We start from the raw sequence: 19,651 nt of genomic DNA on the forward strand, positions 1-19,651 counted from the left end.
GAGAACCTCTTTTTTCTTTACATAAGTATAAGTTTATTTTATTAGATATTAGAAGGAGTGTAACAATTGATACTAGGAATAGGTATAGATATAATAGAAATAATTAGGATTAAAAATGCTATAGAAAGAAATTCTAAATTTATGAAAAGAGTATTTACTGAAAAGGAAATTAAATACTTTGAAAAAATAAATTTTAGACATGAGTCTATAGCGGGTAGATTTGCGGCGAAAGAAGCAATAGTGAAAGCCTTAGGAACAGGATTTAGGAACATGAAAATAACAGATATCGAAGTTATAAATGATAAAGTTGGGAAACCTTTAGTGGAATTAAAGGGTGGGGCACTAGAGAAAATTAAGGTCTATAAAGATGTTAAGATTCATTTAAGTATATCTCACAATAGAGATAATGCCATAGCGTATTCAATAATAGAGGGGGAATGTATATGATAATAGGTGATTCATTTACAACAAAAGAAATAGACGAGTATTGTATAAATAATCTTTCAGTACCTGGAATTGTTTTAATGGAAAATGCAGCTATAAAAATACTAAAACATTTAGATCTACATAAAAATCAATGTTTTCTTATAATAGGAGGAAGAGGAAACAATGGAGGAGATGCTTTTGCATTAGGCAGACATTTATTAGCCCATGGAGAAAAGGTAGAAATATTTTTAATAGGTGGGCAAAAAGGAATGAGTGAAGATTGCTCCATAAATTATAATATCTTAAAAAATTTAGATGTAAATATAAACTTAATTGATAATATAAAAGATATAGAAGATTTAAGAAATAGTATAAAAAAAAGTAATATTGTAGTAGATGGGATTTTTGGCACAGGACTTACAAGAAAAGTTGAAGGAATTTATGATGATGTTATATCAGTAATAAATGAAAATAGTGATTATACAGTATCTATAGATGTACCATCAGGATTAAATTGTAATACTGGTGAGATACTAGGAAACTGCATAATTGCCCAAAAGACCATTTCTTTAATGACATATAAAAAAGGTTTTTTAAATTATACTACAGAAAATTACACTGGAGAAATAATTGTAGAAAATATAAGCGTTCCATATAATTCAATAAAAAATATATGTAAGAATGAATTTATATTAGGTGAAGAGTTTGTAAGAAAAAATCTAAAAATAAGAAGTAAGTATGGTCATAAAGGTAATTATGGAAGAACTTTAATAGTAGCAGGTAATGAAGGCTTTACTGGTGCAGCTTACCTAGCTACAGAAGGGGCAGTAAAAAGTGGAGCTGGGCTTGTAACTTTATCTACTCATGAGAAGATTAAGGATATATTAAGTTGCAAATTAAATGAAGCTATGATTGCGTCTGTAGAAAATAAAGACGAATTTTATAGATTGTTAATAAATAGTGATAGTATAGCTATAGGACCAGGTCTAAGAAATAATGATGATACATTTGAATTGGTGAAAGAAGTAATAAACAAAAGTAATTGTCCAATTGTTATAGATGCTGATGGAATAAACTGTTTAAAAAATCATTTGTATTTAATGAAAGATAAGAAAAATTCTATAATATTAACACCTCATCCAGGAGAAATGTCTAGATTAACTGGATTATCTATTAAAGAGATAAATGAAAGAAGAATTGATATAGCAAAAGATTTTGCAAGAAAAAATGAGGTGATTATATTACTAAAAGGATATAATACTGTAATAACAGATGGAGATAAAACTTTTATTAACTCAACAGGGAATAGTGCTATGGCATCAGGGGGAATGGGAGACACATTAACAGGAATAATAGCATCATTTTTAGCTCAAGGATACAACCCATTAGAAGCAGCCTCAATGGGTGCTTTTTTACATGGATATTGTGGAGACAAACTTTCTAAAAATATGTATAGTGTAAATGCTAGAGAAGTATTAAATATTTTTCCTTGTATAATGAAAAAATTTCAGAGTAATTAAAAAATATAATATATATAAGAATATTAATAAGATAGTAGTAATAATATTAATAATGATTAATAATTATCATCTTGGAGGTAATCATGAGAAAAACATTAATAATATTTACTGTTATCTTTTTTTATTTAACATCATTTTTTTATAGTTGCAACATTAAAAAAGATAGTAGTGAAGATAGTTTAGATGTTATAAAGAATATTGATAGTTATAGTTGTGATTGTATTATAAAATTAAAAAACGAAAGTGGTCTAATAGAATATAATACAATTCAACATTATAAAAAGAAGATGGGAAGTATTATAGAATTAGATAAAGATAGGATTTTTGCTTACAAAAATGATAAAATATATGTAAAAGACTTAAAAAATAAGTCAAAATACAAGTTAGAAAAGGATTTTGATGAAGTTTTTAAATTGAGTATATTAGGTGAATATATAGGCTTAATGTATACAAATCAAGATATTAAAGTAAATGAAAAAACAGTAAATGGTATAGAGTATGATGTAGTATCCCTATCTATCCCTGGAGTAAATAGAAATATAAGAAAAGGAGAACTATATATAGATAAAAAAGGTAAATATCCAGAGGGGTTAAAAATATTTGATGAAAGAGGCAAAGAAAGAATAACAATACAATATAAAAATTTTCAAGGAAATATAGATATTGAAGATGAATTATTTAACATAGACTAATGAAGAGGGTGAAAGTAGATGTTTAAACATTTAAGACCTGTATGGGCAGAAATAGATTTAGATAAATTAGTTTATAATATGCAACAAATTAAAAATATATGTAAAGGTAGAGAAATTATAGCAGTAGTTAAAGCTGATGCTTATGGTCATGGAGCATTAGATATTGCCCCAATTCTATTAGAAAATGGAGCTACTAGATTAGCAGTTGCAGTATTAAATGAAGCAATAGAACTTAGAAGAGGTGGAATAGATGCACCTATAATGGTGCTAGGATTTACCCCTGATAGTTTAATTGAAACTTCTTTGAAATATAATATAGAGCAAACTGTATATAGCTATGAAATAGCAAAGGAAATATCTGAAGTTGCTGTGAAATCTAATAGAGTAGCTAAAATTCATATAGCTTTGGATACAGGCATGGGTAGAATAGGATTTTTACCAGATAAAGAAAGCATAGATAAAATTTATAAATTAAGTAAATTGCCTAATATACAGATAGAGGGAATATTCTCTCACTTTGCCTCCGCTGATGAACAAGATAAAACTTATACTAAACTACAATTTAATAAATTTCTTTGGGTTTGTAATAGTTTAGAAGAAAGGGGGATAGACATAAAAATAAGACATATTGCAAATAGTGCTGCCATTATAGATATGCCAGAATTACACCTAGAAGGGGTAAGACCAGGTATCATAATGTATGGATATTATCCATCTAGTGAAGTTAATAAGGGAAAATTGGACTTAAAACCAGTTATGTCTTTAAAAACTACTATAGTTCATATTAAAAATATGGAAAAAGGGAAGTATATAAGTTATGGAAGAGAATTTAAAACAGAAAAGGAAAGTATAATAGCCACCTTACCAGTAGGATATGCTGATGGATATAGTAGATCCTTATATGATAAGGGAGGAAAAATTATATTAAAAGAACAATTAGCTCCATTAGTAGGAAGAATATGCATGGATCAATGTATGATAGATGTAAGCCACATAGAAGATGTGAAAATAGGAGATGAAGTAATTCTTATGGGAGAGAATAAAGGTATAAAAATGACGGCAGAAGAAATAGGAAATTTATTAGGAACAATTAATTACGAAGTAACCTGCATGATAAGTAAGAGGGTACCTAGGGTATATATACGAGATGGAAATATAGTTGGAATAAGAAATTATGTATAAATCTTGGTAATTCTACAAAATAATAAAATCCTTTTGACAAATTACTTGGATTAGAAGTATAATTGTTCTGTACATATTTTTGTATAGTTATAGGAGGTATTATTTAGATGGCAGGTTCAAAAAGGGTTGGTGTAAGCCTCTCAGAAACACTAAATAATGAATTTAATAAAGCACTTAAAGAAGATTCTAAAAAAAGAAGTGAATTTATTCGCGAACTTATAATACTATATATAGAGGACAAAAAAAAGTTAAGAGAAATAGAACAAATGAAAAAAGGTTACCTAGAAATGGGTAAATTAAATTTAGAAATTGCAGAGGTAGGCTTTGCAAGTGATATTAATAGTTTAAAAGAATATGAAGCGAAGCTTTCGGAGAGTGATTGGTCCGATGACAACGATAGTGAAAAGAGGAGATATATATTATGCTAGTTTAAGCCCTGTTGTTGGTTCGGAACAAGGGGGTATACGTCCTGTAATTATAATACAGAATGATGTTGGAAATAGATATAGCCCTACAGTTATAGTAGCGGCTATAACATCGCAGATAAATAAAGCTAAATTACCAACCCATGTCGAAATTTCCTCAGAGGAATATGGGTTAAATAAAGATTCGGTAGTTCTTCTAGAACAAATAAGAACTTTAGATAAAAGAAGATTAAAAGAAAAGATTGGTCGTATGACCAATGGAGATATGAGAAAAGTGGATGATGCACTTTTGGTTAGCATAGGATTAAAAGAAAAGTAAGGGTAACACCCTTACTTTTCTGTTTATAAAGGATAAACTTTGGAGGAAAAATTTATATGAAAAGAATAAAAGAGTATATTCTTATTACAATTGGAACTATGTTTGTAGCTTTAGCTACAAAGTTTTTTTTAGCACCTAATAGAATCGCAGCAGGTGGCGTTATAGGATTAGCTATAATAATAAACAAATTTATACCATATCTTAATGTAGGAATTCTATCTCTAGTAATGAATATAATATTATTTATAGTAGCAATTATATTTATTGGTGGAAAATTTGGGGGGAAAACAATATATACTAGTCTAAGCTTATCATTATTTATAGCTATGTTAGATATTATATTACCAGGTAAAACAGCATTAACTAATGATTTATTCTTAGCTACGATTTTTGGAATTGCAATATCTGGTGTAGGTATGGGAGTAGTTTTTAATCAAAATGCATCTACAGGTGGAACTGATATAATAGCAAAAATAATAAATAAACTTTTTAACTTACCTATAGGAAAGTCATTACTAATAGTAGATTTTTTAATCACTGTTTTTTCTGCACTTTCTTTTGGAATTGAAGTAGGTATGTATTCACTTCTAGGTGTGATATTGAATGGTTTTGTTATAGATACAATAATAGATGGGATTGATGTGTGCAAACAAGTTTTTATTATAAGTAGTAAAAGTGATTTAATTAATCAATATATAATAGAAGAATTGGAAAGAGGCTGCACAATTATAGAAGGTAAAGGTGGATACACAAAAGAAAAAACATATATACTGTATTCCGTTTTAAATAGGAGAGAGTTTATAAGGCTTAAAGAGTATATAAAGAAAGTAGATAGTAGAGCTTTTATTACCGTAGGAGAGGTAAAAGAAGTTCTGGGAGAGGGATTTAGACAGTTATTAAGTGAAGATTAAATTTTGTCATAAAAAGATTGCAAATAGAGCAATCTTTTTTCATTTTATTGTAGAAATTCATAAATTTAATAGTAAGTTCATATAAATTAGTTGTAAAATTAAGTATTTATTATGATATAATAGCATTAGTGTTTAAGAAGTTTAAATTTTTTATCTAGTTATGTAAGAAGAAGGGAGATACAAATGATAGAATTTAAGAATGTTAGCAAAATATACAACAATAACGTATTTGCACTATCGAATATTAATGTATCTATAGATAAAGGAGAATTTGTTTTCTTAGTTGGTCCAAGTGGTGCAGGAAAATCTACATTCATAAAAACTTTATTAAAAGAAGTGGACCCAACTAGTGGAGATGTAATAGTCAATGATATAAATGTGACTAATTTGAAAAGAAGTGATATTCCTTACTATAGAAGAAAAATAGGAGTTGTATTTCAAGACTTTAGGCTTATACCTAATTTAAATGTTTATGAAAATGTAGCCTTTGCCATGAGGGTAATTGAAACGCCTGTTAGAGATATAAGAAAAAAGGTGCCAATGGTATTGTCTATGGTTGGATTATCTACAAAATATAAGGCTTTTCCTCATGAATTATCTGGAGGGGAGCAACAAAGAGTTTCTTTAGCAAGAGCTATAGTTAATAATCCAGCTTTGCTAATAGCGGACGAGCCTACAGGAAATTTAGATCCAGATACAACGTGGGAAATTATGGATATACTAAATGATATAAATCGTGCAGGGACAACAATATTAATGGCTACTCATGCTAAGGAAATTGTTAATACTATGAGAAAGAGAGTTATAGCTTTAGAAAAAGGAGTTCTTGCAAGAGACGAACAGAGAGGTGCATACGGATATGAAGATTAGTAGTATAAAGTATTTTATATCGGATTCACTAAAAAGTATAAGAAGAAATAAAACTATAAGCCTTGCTTCAGCTACTACAGTTGCAGCTACATTATTTATATTAGGTGTATTTATGCTATCAGCATTAAACGTGCAGCAGGTAATAAAAAATGTAGAATCTAAAGTAGAAATAAGTATATTTATGAGAGAGGACATAACCATTGGTCAACAAAAAGAGTTAGAAACTAAAATAAAGAAAATAGACAAAATTGTAGATGTTTCCTATGTAAGTAAAGAAAAAGCAGTAGAAAAATTTAAACAGCAAATAGGGGACGATAATAAGGACTTAGTAAAAGGGTTAGAAAAAGAAAATCCTCTACCAAGTTCGTACATAGTAAAAGTAAAAGACCCAAGTATGGTAACTGATGTAGTTAATGAAATAAAAGATTTAAAAGGGATTGAAAAAATACAAGAGGGAAAGAAAATAGTTGATAAAATCGTAGCCATTACCAAAACTATAAAATGGGTGGGTATGGTGTTATTTGTTATACTTATAGGTGTATCTTTATTTTTGATAGGAAATACAATAAAAATAACTGTATATTCAAGAAGAAGAGAAATAGGTATTATGAAGTACATAGGAGCTACAGATTGGTTTATTAGATGGCCTTTTGTCATAGAAGGAGCAATACTTGGTTTAACAGGGGCTTTAGTTGGTCTGTTAGTTCTTTACTATTTATATAATGCTTTATATTCAAGAATGGCTTCAGCAGTATATTTAGTACAATTTATAAAACCATCATATATATTAACATCAATATCTTGGCAGTTTATATTACTAGGTATTCTAATAGGAGCTATAGGAAGTATATTATCTATAAGAAAGTTCTTAGCAGTTTAATTTAGAAGTAATGTTTATTTATAAAACACCTTACATACTGTAAGGTGTTTTATAAATATTTTACATATATAATATCCTAAATATACATATAAATAAATATATAATAAGAATATATTTATACTATATACAGAAAGTATATAAGATATTAAAGGAGTGATAAAGTGAATAAAAAAAAGTGGATAGGATGGACTATAGCAATAGTATTGCTTACTAATACCTTAACATATATAGGTAGCAATATTATACCTTTAGCTATGCCTAATGGTAATGTAGTAGTTAGGAAAGAGGATTATAATAATTTAGTACAGTTTAATAAACTATTTCAAATTAAAGATTTAATACATGAACGATATGATGGAGAAATAAATGAAAAAGATTTAGAAGAAGGTGCTATAAAGGGATTAGCTAATTCATTAAAAGATCCATATACCGTTTTTATGACAAAAAAAGAGTATGATGATTTTAATACTCAAACAGAAGGAAATTACAGTGGAGTTGGAATACAACTTCAGGCGAAAGATAATAAAATAGTTATAGTGGATATTTTCGAAGAATCTCCAGCTAGAAAAGCAGGAATACTTCCTAAAGATGAAATAGAAAAAGTAAATGATATACCTGTAGATGGAAGTCAATTAGAAAAAGCTGTTTCTCTTATGAAGGGAGTTGAGGGTTCAGAGGTAAAACTTACACTATTTAGAAAAGACAAAGGGAATTTTGATGTAAATCTAAAAAGATCAAAAATAAATTTAAAAACTGTAGCAGGACAAATGCTAGATGAAGATGTTGCCCTTGTCCAGGTAACAATGTTTGATGAAAATACAGCTAAAAATTTTAAAAGTGAATTAGATAAATTAAAGTCTCAAGGAATGAAGGGATTGGTTTTAGATTTAAGAGGTAATCCTGGAGGAGTACTAGATGAATGTGTGGATATGGTATCTAATTTTGTACCTAAGGGAAAAACTATTGTTTCAACCATGGATAAGTATAAATCAGAGAGAAAATATAAATCTAAAGGTGGAAATTATGTAGGATTGCCTTTAGTAGTTCTTACCAATGAAGGTAGTGCTAGTGCTTCTGAAATATTTGCTGGTGCAATAAGGGATTATAAAATAGGAACTTTAGTTGGAGAAAAGACCTTTGGAAAAGGACTTGTTCAGACTTTATATGAAACAGGTGAAGGAACAGCATTGAAAATTACAATTTCAAAATATTACACTCCAAATGGAGAAAATATAAATAAAATAGGAATAAAGCCAGATGTAGAAGTAAAGTATCCTGAAGAGCTACTTAAAAAACCATACAATAGGAATGAAGATCCTCAATTTAAGAAAGCCTTAGAGGTGGTAAAAGAAAAGATATAGAAGGGAATTTAAATTAAGATGAATATTTTAATGTATACTTTAAGATCAATTGCTTATATGTTAACAGATATGTATTCATTATTGCTTTTATTATTGCTAGGAGTGATACTTTATACTAAAAACATAAAAATTATTGCAATGCAAAAAACTGTATTAGGGGATGAAGTAAATTCCCCTTTTGAACTTACTATATCTCAAATAGTAATGGGGATTTTTGGTGGGGTTGTAGCTAGCATAATTATGGCGTATTTAGGGGTTATATTTTATGAAACCTCAGGAATATATATATTATTCTTAATATCTATACTTTTGATGAGTTGGAAACCAAGAATGATTTGCTTCTCCTACTCAGCTGCCATACTAGGAATACTTAGCATATTAAATTACTATATTGCATCATTTATGGGAGTAGAAAAAATTAAATTTTTAGATGTAGATATACCCTCAATGATTGCTTTAGTTGCAGCGTTGCATATAGTTGAAGGATTATTGATTATGGTAGATGGAAGTAGGGGAGCCATACCTATTTTTTCTAAAAAGGAAGAACATATAATTGGAGGCTTTGCACTAAGAAGGCTATGGCCTTTACCTATAGCTTTTTTTGTATTATTAAATTCTACGGATATTTTAAATGGAGGAAATGTAAGTCCCATGCCAAACTGGTGGCCTATATTAAACACCTCTATACCAGAAAAAATGCTGATGAATTCTGTAGTTGCATTAGTATCTTTTTATGGTGTTTTAGGATATAGTAGTATAACATTTACAAAAAGTAAGGAAAAGAAAGCTTTAAGTTCAGGAGCATTCATTGTGGCATATGGAATAATAATGCTTTTAATTGCACAGGTATCAGGTAAAAATATATTTATTAAAATTATTTCTATAATTTCTATGCCTATTATCCATGAAACTATGTTAATAATACAGCAATATATGGAAGTGAAAAGAGATCCAAAGTACATAAGTGATGGCGAAGGAATTATGGTTTTAGATGTAGCACCTAATTCCTTAGCAGAAAATATGGGAATAGAAAGTGGAGATTTGTTATTAGAGATAAATAATGAAAATATAAAAAGCGAACTGGATATAAAAGAAGTAATCAATAGAAAAATCATAGATAGAATAAAAATAAAAGTTAAAAAAGATAATGGAAATATAAAAGAGCTTTTACACGAAAATGTATATGAAGTTAATAGATTGGGAGCAATTTTAATACCTAAAGCTATAAAGAAAGATGAACATATACTCGAATCCGCAGGGCGGTCTTTTGCAGAAATACTGGAAAAGATAAAAGAAAAGCAAGATGATTTTAAAGATGGTGATGAATAAATTATGGAAAAGTTAAAAGTTCATTCAAAATTTGAACCTAAGGGAGATCAACCTAAAGCCATTAGAAGTATTTCAGATGGAATATTAAAAGGAGATAAATATCAAACACTACTAGGTGTAACAGGATCAGGAAAAACTTTTACCATGGCAAAGATAATTGAACAGGTGCAAAAACCAACTTTAGTGTTAGCTCATAATAAAACTTTAGCTGCTCAGCTTTGTTCTGAATTTAGAGAGTTTTTCCCAGAAAATTCTGTTGAATATTTTGTTTCTTATTATGATTATTATCAACCAGAAGCTTATGTGGCACAAACAGATACATATATCGAAAAAGACGCCTCTATAAATGATGAAATAGATAAATTAAGGCACTCTGCTACTTCAGCATTATTAGAAAGAAAAGATGTTATTATAGTGTCTTCCGTATCCTGTATATATGGACTTGGTAATCCAGAAGAATATAAGAATTTAACTATATCTTTAAGAGAAGGTATGGAAAAGGATAGAGATGAAATATTAAAGAAACTTGTTGAAATACAGTATGAAAGAAATGAAATAAACTTTGTAAGAGGAACCTTTAGAGTTAGGGGAGATGTATTGGATATATTTCCAGCATCTTCTTCTAATATTGCAATAAGAGTTGAATTTTTTGGTGATGAAATAGAAAAGATTAGAGAATTTGATTCTTTAACTGGAGAAATTGTTGGAAAAAGAAATCATGTATCTATATTTCCAGCTTCTCACTTTGCTACTTCAAAGGAAAGATTAGAAGTAGGTATAAAAAAAATTGAAGAGGAATTAGAGATTAGAGTACAAGAGTTTATAAAAGAAGACAAACTTTTAGAAGCACAGAGAATAAAACAAAGAACAAATTTCGATATAGAAATGATGAGAGAGCTAGGATATTGCAGTGGTATAGAAAATTATTCTAGAATATTAGATGGAAGAGCTGCTGGCACCCCACCACAAACACTTTTAGATTATTTTCCAGAGGATTTTTTACTATTTGTAGATGAAAGTCATGTAACATTGCCTCAAGTTAGAGGGATGTATGGTGGAGATAGATCCAGAAAAGATAATTTAGTGAACTATGGATTTAGACTTCCTTCAGCATATGATAATAGACCTTTAAAATTTAATGAATTTCAATCTAAATTAAATCGAGTAGTTTTTGTAAGTGCTACCCCAGGAGATCATGAATTAGATAAGTCCTCTAATGTGGCAGAACAAATAATAAGACCTACAGGCCTTTTAGATCCTGAGATTATTGTTAAACCAATAAAGGGACAAATTGATGATTTATATAGCAATATAAATGAAACAATAAAAAATGGATTTAGAGTACTTGTAACTACATTAACTAAAAAAATGGCAGAGGATTTAACGGAATACTTTAAAGAAATGAATATAAAAACAAGATATTTACATTCAGATATAGATACTATTGAAAGAATGAAAATAATTAGGGAATTAAGACTAGGGGAATTTGATGTTTTGGTTGGAATAAATTTACTAAGAGAAGGATTAGATATTCCTGAAGTTGCACTAGTAGCTATATTAGATGCGGATAAAGAAGGATTCTTAAGATCAGATAGATCTTTAATTCAGATTATAGGGAGAGCTGCTAGAAATTCAGAAAGTAAAGTAATAATGTATGCAGATAATATTACTAAATCTATGGATAGAGCTATAAAAGAGACCAATAGAAGAAGAGTTATTCAAATGGAATATAACAAGGAAAATAATATAGTTCCTCAAACAATTATAAAAGATATAAGAGAAGTTATAGAAGCTACAAAAGTAGTAGAGGAAGAAGCAGAATATGATAGTTTAGAAGAGGCAATTCAGGCAAACAATGAAAATTTAGAAGAATTAATATCTAAATATGAAGCGGATATGAGAAAAGCTGCGAAAGAATTAGAATTTGAAAAAGCAGCTCACTATAGAGATATAATTCAAAAATTAAAAAAACAACTATCAAATATTTAGTTTGACAATGATTAAAGCTAACTTTAAAATAGAGTTAAGCAAATGTATGTTTGCTTTTAGAGAATTTTAAATTGTATGAGGAGATAATTATGAGGGATAAAATAGTTGTAAAAGGAGCAAAAGTACATAATTTAAAAAATGTAGATTTACAAATACCAAGAGATAAATTTGTAGTGTTCACTGGATTATCTGGATCTGGAAAGTCCTCTTTAGCTTTTGACACATTGTATGCAGAAGGACAAAGAAGATATGTGGAGTCCCTTTCGGCATATGCAAGACAGTTTTTAGGACAGATGGATAAACCAGATGTAGAATATATAGAAGGACTTTCGCCAGCCATATCTATAGATCAAAAAACTACCAGTAAAAATCCACGTTCTACTGTAGGAACGGTAACAGAAATATATGATTACCTTAGACTACTTTATGCTAGAGTAGGTAAACCTCACTGTCCTAAATGTGGGAAAGAAATACAACAACAAACAGTAGATCAAATGATAGATAAAATATTAGAACTACCGGAAAGAACTAGAATACAAGTATTGGCACCTATTATAAAAGGTAGAAAAGGGGAGCATATTAAGGTAATAGAAAATATAATAAAAGGTGGATATGTTAGAGCTAGAATAGATGGAGAAATTATAGACTTACAAGAAGAAAGTGTAAAGTTAGAAAAGAACAAAAAACATACAATAGAAGCTGTTATAGACAGAATTATAATAAAGTCAGATATAAGGAGTAGATTAGCAGACTCTATAGAAATAGCTCTAAAGTTATCTGAAGGAGTAGTAATTATAAACGTTATTGACAAAGAGGATATTTTATTTAGTGAAAACTTTGCATGTATAGATTGTGGCATAAGTATAGATGAAATATCACCAAGATTATTTTCTTTTAACTCACCTTTTGGAAAATGTGATTACTGCGATGGATTAGGTACATTATTAGAAATAGATGAAAAATTAGTGATTCCTAATAAAAGTAAAAGTATATTAGAAGGTGGAATTTTACCTTGGGCTAATACTGTAACAAATGAAGATTCTTGGACCTTTAGTATACTAAAAGCTTTATCTAAGAAATATAATTTTTCATTAAATACTCCTATAGGAGAACTAGATGAGGAAATATATAATATGCTATTGTATGGAATAAAGGGAGAAAGAATCAAGGTGAGATATAAAAAGGATGGTAGAGCTGTAGATTTTAATCATACCTTTGAAGGATTAATGAATACATTAAAAAGAAGGTATATGGAGACAAATTCTAATTATATGAAGGATAATATAGAAAACTATATGAGTGACAATTTCTGTCCAAAATGCAAAGGTGCTAGATTAAAACCAGAAGCATTAGCAGTAACTCTTGGAGAAAAAAACATATTTGAGTTTTGTAAAATGTCTATAAGAGAAGAGTTAAGATTTTTATCAGAATTAATGCTTTCAAACAAGAATAAAATAATTAGTAATCAGATATTAAAGGAAATAGAAAGTAGATTACAGTTTTTAATAGATGTAGGCTTGGATTATTTGGACTTAGCTAGAATGGCAGGGACTTTATCTGGAGGGGAAGCTCAAAGAATTAGATTGGCAACTCAGATAGGATCAAGTCTTGTAGGGGTTTTATATATTTTAGATGAACCTAGTATAGGCTTGCATCAAAGAGATAATGATAGGCTCATAGCTACGTTAAAACGTTTGAGGGATTTAGGGAATACACTTATAGTGGTGGAACATGATGAAGACACAATGAGAGCGGCAGATTATATTGTGGATATAGGGCCAGGAGCTGGGGAGCATGGCGGAGAAATTGTAGCTGCTGGAGATTTAAAAACTGTAATGGAAACAGAAGGTTCCTTAACTGGTCAATACCTAGTAGGTAAGAAAAAGATAGATATACCAATAAACAGAAGAAAGTCCAATGGAAAATCTATAATTGTAAAAGAGGCAAAGGAAAATAATCTGAAAAATGTAGATGTGGAGTTTCCTCTAGGAACATTTACTTGTATTACAGGAGTATCTGGTTCAGGTAAGAGTACATTAATAAACGAAATATTATATAAAGGTTTAAATAAAAAATTAAATAATAGCAAGGAACATCCAGGATTGCATAAAGAGATATTGGGGATAGAAAATATAGATAAAATAATTAATATAGATCAAAGCCCTATAGGAAGGACACCAAGATCCAATCCAGCTACCTATACAGGAGTATTTGATGGAATAAGAGAAGTATTTTCAAATACAACGGAGTCAAAAATGAGAGGATATAAGCCTGGAAGATTTAGCTTTAATGTAAAAGGTGGTAGATGTGAAGCATGTAAAGGTGATGGCATTATAAAAATAGAGATGCAATTTTTATCAGATGTTTATGTTCCTTGTGAAATATGTAAAGGAAAAAGATATAATAGAGAAACTTTAGAGGTTAAGTATAAAAATAAGAATATAAGTGAAATATTAGATATGACAGTAGAAGAATCAGTGGATTTCTTTAAAAATATACCTAAAATAAAAAATAAATTACAGACACTAATGGATGTAGGTCTAGGATATGTAAGACTAGGGCAACCATCAACCCAATTATCAGGAGGAGAAGCTCAAAGGATAAAATTAGCTTCTGAACTTTCAAAAAGAAGCACAGGAAAGACTCTATATATATTAGATGAACCAACTACAGGACTCCATATAGATGATGTAAATAGACTTATATCTATTATTCAAAGACTTGTTGATGGAGGAAATACTGCTATAATAATAGAACACAATTTAGATGTTATAAAGTCAGCAGATTATATAATAGATTTAGGACCAGAAGGAGGAGCAAAGGGAGGAGAAGTAATAGGAATAGGAACACCAGAAGAAATAAGTGTGAATATAGATTCATATACAGGACATTATCTTAAAAAAATGCTATAATTTATTTTAGACTAGCATAAATATTAAAGATGCTAGTCTTTTAATATAATATCTGTATATATTATTAAATATATATAGTAAAAAAGAAGGTGAAACTATGCTTTTAAATAAAATTAGTAGCGTTATAACAATTATAATGATAGCAATTATTTATTTAATAATTTTTACAGCCCTTAGGATAATGAATAAGGACATAAAATCAGGAAATAAAGGGAAAAGAGATAGAAGGAAAGTAGTAGGTCTTGAGATATTAGAACCAGGTAATAATTCAAGTTTTAAAAAAGGGGGAGTTATACCATTAAGAAGGGAGTTAAGCATAGGAAGAAATGCACAGAACACATTTATAATAGATGATCCTTATATATCTTCATTTCATGTAAGAATCTATCTTAGAAACAACGATTATATTATAGAGGATTTAGGAAGTACTAATGGTACAATTGTTAATAATACAAAAATAAATGGCAAAAAGTACTTAGAGTCTGGAGATGTAGTAAAATTAGGAAATACTGTGTTGAAGTTTATTGATTAAGTAAATTAGGTGGTGACACTATTTGAAATCCAGTAGAGATGAAAGAAAATTATTACTTTTAACTTATTTGTTATGTATAGTTGGTTTTTTTAACTTAGCCATATTAAATAAAGACTTTGATAAAAGTGCCGTTCTTATGGGTGCAGTTACATGTCTATTAATAGGATATTCTTATTTTATAATAAGAAAGTTTTTTTCTGATGGAGATAAGTTCATATTTATTTTTTCTAGTATACTAGCAATAATAGGAATAATAATGTTGTATAGATTAGATAAAGCTACATCTATAAAACAAATAATATGGTTCGCTGTAGGAGTTACAACATTCATATTAATAGTTGTAATACTACCAGATTTGAAAAGCTTTAGTAAATATAAGTATGCATATATGGTACTAACTATAGCATTTATGAGTATGGGTACACTTTTTGGTAAGGTATTATATGGAGCCAAAAACTGGATATCCATAGGTGGATTTGCTTTTCAGCCTTCGGAATTTGGTAAATTATTTTTAGTGGCTTACTTGGCTTCATCCTTAAAAGATTATAAAAACTTTAAACATTTAATAGAGCCGGCTATTATAGTTATGGTGTCTTTAGGATTTATGGTTCTTCAAAGAGACTTAGGAAGTGCATTAATGTTCTTTGGAATATCCATAACCATGCTTTATATGGCCACTTCTAAAATAAAATATATAGCAACTTGTTTTGGACTTTTTGGCATAGGATCTTTTATGAGTTATCATTTATTCGACCATGTAAAACTAAGATTTTTAATATGGAAGGATCCATGGCCTTATGCTACGGATAAAAGTTTCCAGGTTGTTCAGTCATTATTTGCTATTGCATCAGGAGGACTTTTAGGAGCAGGGTTAGGAAAAGGATTCCCAGAATATATACCAGTAATAACTACAGATTTTATCTTTTCTATAATATGTGAAGAGTTAGGTATGCTAACAGGTTTTGCTATAATTATATTATATATTTTACTATTTTATAGATGTATGAGAGCAGCTTTATATGCTGAGGATAATTTTTCTAGACTTATTACAGTTGGATTTAGCGCTATGATAGCATGTCAAACATTAGTTATAGTAGGAGGAGTAATTAATATGATACCTCTTACAGGTATAACACTACCTTTAGTAAGTTATGGAGGAAGTTCTATGCTTAGTACATTTATTAGCTTGGGAATAATTCAGAAGATATCAGAAGAGGGTAGATAAAATGAAGGATATTTCAAATAATATAAAAAAAATCATGATGGTATTTCTTATATGTTTCCTAGGATTATTTATGTATATAACATATTTTGAAATATCTGTCGGACCTAAAATAGTATCTAGTCAATACAATAGAAGAATATGGGCTCAAAAAAATAAGGTTTTAAGAGGAAGCATATATGATAGAAATAATAAAGAAATAAGTAAAAGCAGTAGAATAGATGAAAAATCTCAGAAGAGGCAATACATAGGAGGAGAAGCTTTTGCTCATGTGCTAGGATATATAAATCCTCAATATGGTATAACAGGCATAGAAAGAAGATATGATGAACAACTTTCTAATACTGATATTAAAGAAGATATAAAAAGTATATTTAAAATAGAGAAAGATGATAATAAAGAGAAATATGGAAATAACCTAAAGACAAGCTTAGATTTTAACTTGCAACAAAAAGCCTATGAATTACTAGGAGATAAAAAGGGTGCAGTAGTAGCACTTAATCCAAAAACGGGAGAAGTATTAGCATTGGTATCTAAGCCTTCTTATAATCCAAATAATCTTAAAGAGATATGGGGAGATATAAATAAAAATGAAAATAGACCTCTCTTAAATAGGGCAACCTCTGGATTATACCCTCCGGGATCTATATTTAAAGTTGTAACTGCTGCAAGTGCATTACAGAATATAGATGGATTAATGAGTAAAGTTTTTATAGATAATGGAGCTTTAGTTTTTAATGAAAGACAGTCTTTAAAAAATTACGGAGGAGCTGCCTTTGGAAGTATAAATTTTAGAACGGCTTTTATAAGGTCTAGTAACGTAGTTTTTGGACAATTAGGATTAGACTTGGGGAATAGTAAACTTAAGAAAACATCAGAGGATTTTTATTTTAATAAAGACATAAATTCTTCAGATATAGCTATAGAGAATAGTCAATTTCCTACCCTTAAAAGTAATGAAAAAGGAAATATAGCACAAAGTGCAATAGGTCAGGCATCACTATTAGCTACACCTATGGAAATGGCTTTAGTATCTAGTACTATAGCTAATGATGGAGTAATGATGAAACCATATATAGTTAAAGAGATAGTTAATAAAAAAGGAATAGCCATAGATAAGAAAAAGCCAGAGGCTTTAGGAGAGATTGTAAGTAAGGATGTTGCAAATATAATTAAAGATCTCATGGCTTCAGTAGTTTCAGAAGGTACAGGAGGAAATGCAGCTGTTCAAGGTATAAGAGTTTGTGGGAAAACCGGAACAGCGGATCATAAAGAAGGAGGATACGGATATTCACCTCACTCATGGTTTATGGGATTTGCACCTTATGAAAACCCTCAAGTTGCTGTTGCAGTTATAGTAGAAGAGGGAGGTCAAGGTGGAGGAATATCTTCCAGAATAGCTTCCCAAATAATAAGAACAGCATTATATAAATAATTAAATAAGAAAGCGGGGATTGTATTGAAAATTCAAGAATTAGAAGTTTTAAATAGTGGAGAAAGAGTTGAATTTAATGCATTAATAAGTGACAAGAAAACTGGTTGGAAAAAAGATGGCAGTCCCTATTTAATGTTGGTTATGCAAGATAGTACGGGAACCATAGCTTTTCCAGTATGGGATAATTATGAAACCTTAAATTCTCACATAGATATAAATTTGGTTGTGAACATTAAGGGAATAGTTACAAGATTTAATGGGAATATACAAATAAGAAATCCTATAATTAACATGGTTAAAGAAGAAATAGATTATGGTCTTTATGTACCGGAGTATAATATTCCAGAGAGCTTAATAGAATATTTTAATGACATAGTAAACAGTTTAGAAGAAAAGTATAGAAAAATAGCTATAGGTGCTACTGGTGCAAATAGATATAATGAAAAGCGATGGAGAGATTTTTTAAACTGTGTAGCAGCTGAAAAGTTTCATGGAAACAAACGAGGAGGACTTTTTCTTCACACTGTTGGAGTCATGAAAACTATAGAAAATATATTAAAAGATTATGTTACCAATCCTTTTTACATGGATGCTAAGAATGTAATAGATAAAGATAGACTTATGTTAAAAGCTATAGTGCATGACATAATGAAAATAAAAGAGTATGATTTTGATGGAATAATTAGAAGAAAAGATATAAAAATGGATCACTTAGTTTTAGGTGCAGCATATATAAGAGAAATAAATATAGAAATGGGTAATCCTTTGACTGATGAAGATCTGGATGATATTTGTTATTCTATACTAGCTCATCACGGGGAATATGGAAATTTTGAACCTAAAGGAATAGAAGATATATTATTAAATATGGCAGATATTGTGGATAGCCAAATTGTAAATGCTATTGAAAATAAAATATAGTTAGAGAAATTCCAAAGGCTTTTACTTTATGAAAGTATTGAAGGGCCTTTGGAAATTATTATGTTTCTAGATAATATAATAATTAAATTTATTAAGGAGATCATATGAAAGGTAAAACTCACTTAGGGGTAGGAATAGTCACATCTATAGCTCTTTATGAAAAATTATCTCTGGATTTTAATATAATATCATTGGGGGTAGTTGCCTTTGGATCCTTATTGGCAGATATAGATCATCCTAAAAGTATGATAAACAAATATATTCTACCCTTTAAAAATAAATTCACTAAAGTTATAATGTATATTTGTATAGGTATAATTTTATTATGGTATAGCATTGCAAGTGGTGGTATGCCTCATATAAAAGCGATAGGAATACTTTTTATGTTTATTGCTATATCCACTCACAGGAATGGGCTTACTCATAGTTTAACAGGTATGATTATATTCTCTGTTATAGTAGGATATATTGGCAATATATATAATCTTTATAATATTATATATTATTTTATGATTGGGTATGGCTCACATTTATTATGCGATATGGCTACTCCTAGAGGAGTGCCCTTATTTTATCCCTTTAAAGAAGGGAATGTGAAATTACCAATAACTTTTAGAACAAATTCTAAAATGGGAATTATGCTAGAGAACTTAATTGTAATATTGGGATACGGATATATAGTATATAAATTGCCCAATATCATGAAGTTATAAAGCTAAATAATA

At 29.2% G+C, this 19,651-nt stretch carries 18 protein-coding genes; all 18 read left to right on the plus strand.

Annotated elements, in window-relative coordinates; translation table 11 throughout:
* The first annotated feature begins 66 nt into the window (after positions 1-66).
* The 18 genes from acpS to B5D21_RS05240 all read left to right on the plus strand — a co-directional run bounded on the left by acpS (position 67) and on the right by B5D21_RS05240 (position 19,639).
* Positions 67-447 carry a holo-ACP synthase gene (gene acpS / locus B5D21_RS05155; protein WP_011100638.1) on the plus strand — a complete coding sequence of 127 codons (381 nt, stop codon included), beginning with the start codon at positions 67-69 and terminating at the stop codon, positions 445-447.
* On the plus strand, positions 444-1,946 hold the full coding sequence (locus tag B5D21_RS05160) for a bifunctional ADP-dependent NAD(P)H-hydrate dehydratase/NAD(P)H-hydrate epimerase (RefSeq protein WP_035111606.1): 1,503 nt from the start codon (positions 444-446) through the stop codon (positions 1,944-1,946). The genes acpS and B5D21_RS05160 overlap by 4 nt, the downstream gene beginning before the upstream one ends.
* Before the next feature lie 83 nt (positions 1,947-2,029).
* Complete coding sequence (locus B5D21_RS05165) at positions 2,030-2,638, plus strand: germination lipoprotein GerS-related protein (RefSeq protein ID WP_035111609.1); 609 nt, start codon at positions 2,030-2,032, stop codon at positions 2,636-2,638.
* A gap of 18 nt (positions 2,639-2,656) precedes the next feature.
* Positions 2,657-3,820: an alanine racemase gene (alr, locus tag B5D21_RS05170; RefSeq protein WP_011100635.1), complete on the plus strand. Its 1,164-nt coding sequence runs from the start codon at positions 2,657-2,659 to the stop codon at positions 3,818-3,820.
* 107 nt (positions 3,821-3,927) lie between these two features.
* Positions 3,928-4,248, plus strand: a complete 321-nt coding sequence (locus B5D21_RS05175; protein ID WP_035111614.1) for a CopG family ribbon-helix-helix protein — start codon at positions 3,928-3,930, stop codon at positions 4,246-4,248.
* Positions 4,208-4,564 (plus strand): type II toxin-antitoxin system PemK/MazF family toxin, encoded by a 357-nt coding sequence (locus tag B5D21_RS05180; RefSeq protein ID WP_023439514.1) that lies wholly within the window; start codon positions 4,208-4,210, stop codon positions 4,562-4,564. Before B5D21_RS05175 ends, B5D21_RS05180 begins: the two co-directional genes overlap by 41 nt.
* 56 nt (positions 4,565-4,620) lie before the next feature.
* Positions 4,621-5,475, plus strand: a complete 855-nt coding sequence (locus B5D21_RS05185) for a YitT family protein (RefSeq protein WP_011100633.1) — start codon at positions 4,621-4,623, stop codon at positions 5,473-5,475.
* A gap of 183 nt (positions 5,476-5,658) precedes the next feature.
* On the plus strand, positions 5,659-6,345 hold the full coding sequence (gene ftsE / locus B5D21_RS05190) for a cell division ATP-binding protein FtsE (RefSeq protein WP_011100632.1): 687 nt from the start codon (positions 5,659-5,661) through the stop codon (positions 6,343-6,345).
* On the plus strand, positions 6,335-7,225 hold the full coding sequence (ftsX, locus tag B5D21_RS05195) for a permease-like cell division protein FtsX (RefSeq protein ID WP_035111616.1): 891 nt from the start codon (positions 6,335-6,337) through the stop codon (positions 7,223-7,225). Before ftsE ends, ftsX begins: the two co-directional genes overlap by 11 nt.
* A gap of 161 nt (positions 7,226-7,386) precedes the next feature.
* A complete protein-coding gene (locus tag B5D21_RS05200; protein WP_011100630.1) occupies positions 7,387-8,586 on the plus strand; it encodes a S41 family peptidase in 1,200 nt (399 codons plus the stop codon).
* Positions 8,587-8,616: 30 nt separating this feature from the next.
* The gene (locus B5D21_RS05205; protein ID WP_128993728.1) at positions 8,617-9,915 is read left to right on the plus strand and encodes a PDZ domain-containing protein; all 1,299 of its coding nucleotides are present in this window, start codon (positions 8,617-8,619) and stop codon (positions 9,913-9,915) included.
* Positions 9,916-9,918: 3 nt separating this feature from the next.
* The gene (gene uvrB / locus B5D21_RS05210; protein ID WP_011100628.1) at positions 9,919-11,904 is read left to right on the plus strand and encodes an excinuclease ABC subunit UvrB; all 1,986 of its coding nucleotides are present in this window, start codon (positions 9,919-9,921) and stop codon (positions 11,902-11,904) included.
* 89 nt (positions 11,905-11,993) lie between these two features.
* Positions 11,994-14,816: an excinuclease ABC subunit UvrA gene (uvrA, locus tag B5D21_RS05215; RefSeq protein ID WP_035124811.1), complete on the plus strand. Its 2,823-nt coding sequence runs from the start codon at positions 11,994-11,996 to the stop codon at positions 14,814-14,816.
* A 97-nt stretch (positions 14,817-14,913) separates the two neighbouring features.
* The gene (locus tag B5D21_RS05220; protein ID WP_011100626.1) at positions 14,914-15,348 is read left to right on the plus strand and encodes an FHA domain-containing protein; all 435 of its coding nucleotides are present in this window, start codon (positions 14,914-14,916) and stop codon (positions 15,346-15,348) included.
* Positions 15,349-15,370: 22 nt separating this feature from the next.
* Positions 15,371-16,573: an FtsW/RodA/SpoVE family cell cycle protein gene (locus tag B5D21_RS05225; protein ID WP_011100625.1), complete on the plus strand. Its 1,203-nt coding sequence runs from the start codon at positions 15,371-15,373 to the stop codon at positions 16,571-16,573.
* 1 nt (position 16,574) lies between these two features.
* Positions 16,575-18,005 carry a peptidoglycan D,D-transpeptidase FtsI family protein gene (locus tag B5D21_RS05230; protein ID WP_011100624.1) on the plus strand — a complete coding sequence of 477 codons (1,431 nt, stop codon included), beginning with the start codon at positions 16,575-16,577 and terminating at the stop codon, positions 18,003-18,005.
* Positions 18,006-18,029: 24 nt separating this feature from the next.
* Complete coding sequence (locus B5D21_RS05235) at positions 18,030-18,926, plus strand: HD domain-containing protein (RefSeq protein WP_011100623.1); 897 nt, start codon at positions 18,030-18,032, stop codon at positions 18,924-18,926.
* 104 nt (positions 18,927-19,030) lie between these two features.
* Positions 19,031-19,639, plus strand: a complete 609-nt coding sequence (locus tag B5D21_RS05240) for a metal-dependent hydrolase (protein ID WP_011100622.1) — start codon at positions 19,031-19,033, stop codon at positions 19,637-19,639.
* Positions 19,640-19,651 lie beyond the last annotated feature (12 nt).

It is taken from the genome of Clostridium tetani, assembly GCF_900167265.1.
Taxonomy (GTDB): domain Bacteria; phylum Bacillota; class Clostridia; order Clostridiales; family Clostridiaceae; genus Clostridium_G; species Clostridium_G tetani.

Bases quoted from the DNA above. Each gene is read 5' to 3' on its own strand.
- B5D21_RS05160 (WP_035111606.1), top strand. From the start codon at position 444: ATGATAATAGGTGATTCATTTACAACAAAAGAAATAGACGAGTATTGT.
- B5D21_RS05165 (WP_035111609.1), top strand. From the start codon at position 2,030: ATGAGAAAAACATTAATAATATTTACTGTTATCTTTTTTTATTTAACA.
- alr (WP_011100635.1), top strand. From the start codon at position 2,657: ATGTTTAAACATTTAAGACCTGTATGGGCAGAAATAGATTTAGATAAA.
- B5D21_RS05175 (WP_035111614.1), top strand. From the start codon at position 3,928: ATGGCAGGTTCAAAAAGGGTTGGTGTAAGCCTCTCAGAAACACTAAAT.
- B5D21_RS05180 (WP_023439514.1), top strand. From the start codon at position 4,208: ATGACAACGATAGTGAAAAGAGGAGATATATATTATGCTAGTTTAAGC.
- B5D21_RS05185 (WP_011100633.1), top strand. From the start codon at position 4,621: ATGAAAAGAATAAAAGAGTATATTCTTATTACAATTGGAACTATGTTT.
- ftsE (WP_011100632.1), top strand. From the start codon at position 5,659: ATGATAGAATTTAAGAATGTTAGCAAAATATACAACAATAACGTATTT.
- ftsX (WP_035111616.1), top strand. From the start codon at position 6,335: ATGAAGATTAGTAGTATAAAGTATTTTATATCGGATTCACTAAAAAGT.
- B5D21_RS05205 (WP_128993728.1), top strand. From the start codon at position 8,617: ATGTATACTTTAAGATCAATTGCTTATATGTTAACAGATATGTATTCA.
- uvrB (WP_011100628.1), top strand. From the start codon at position 9,919: ATGGAAAAGTTAAAAGTTCATTCAAAATTTGAACCTAAGGGAGATCAA.
- uvrA (WP_035124811.1), top strand. From the start codon at position 11,994: ATGAGGGATAAAATAGTTGTAAAAGGAGCAAAAGTACATAATTTAAAA.
- B5D21_RS05220 (WP_011100626.1), top strand. From the start codon at position 14,914: ATGCTTTTAAATAAAATTAGTAGCGTTATAACAATTATAATGATAGCA.
- B5D21_RS05230 (WP_011100624.1), top strand. From the start codon at position 16,575: ATGAAGGATATTTCAAATAATATAAAAAAAATCATGATGGTATTTCTT.
- B5D21_RS05240 (WP_011100622.1), top strand. From the start codon at position 19,031: ATGAAAGGTAAAACTCACTTAGGGGTAGGAATAGTCACATCTATAGCT.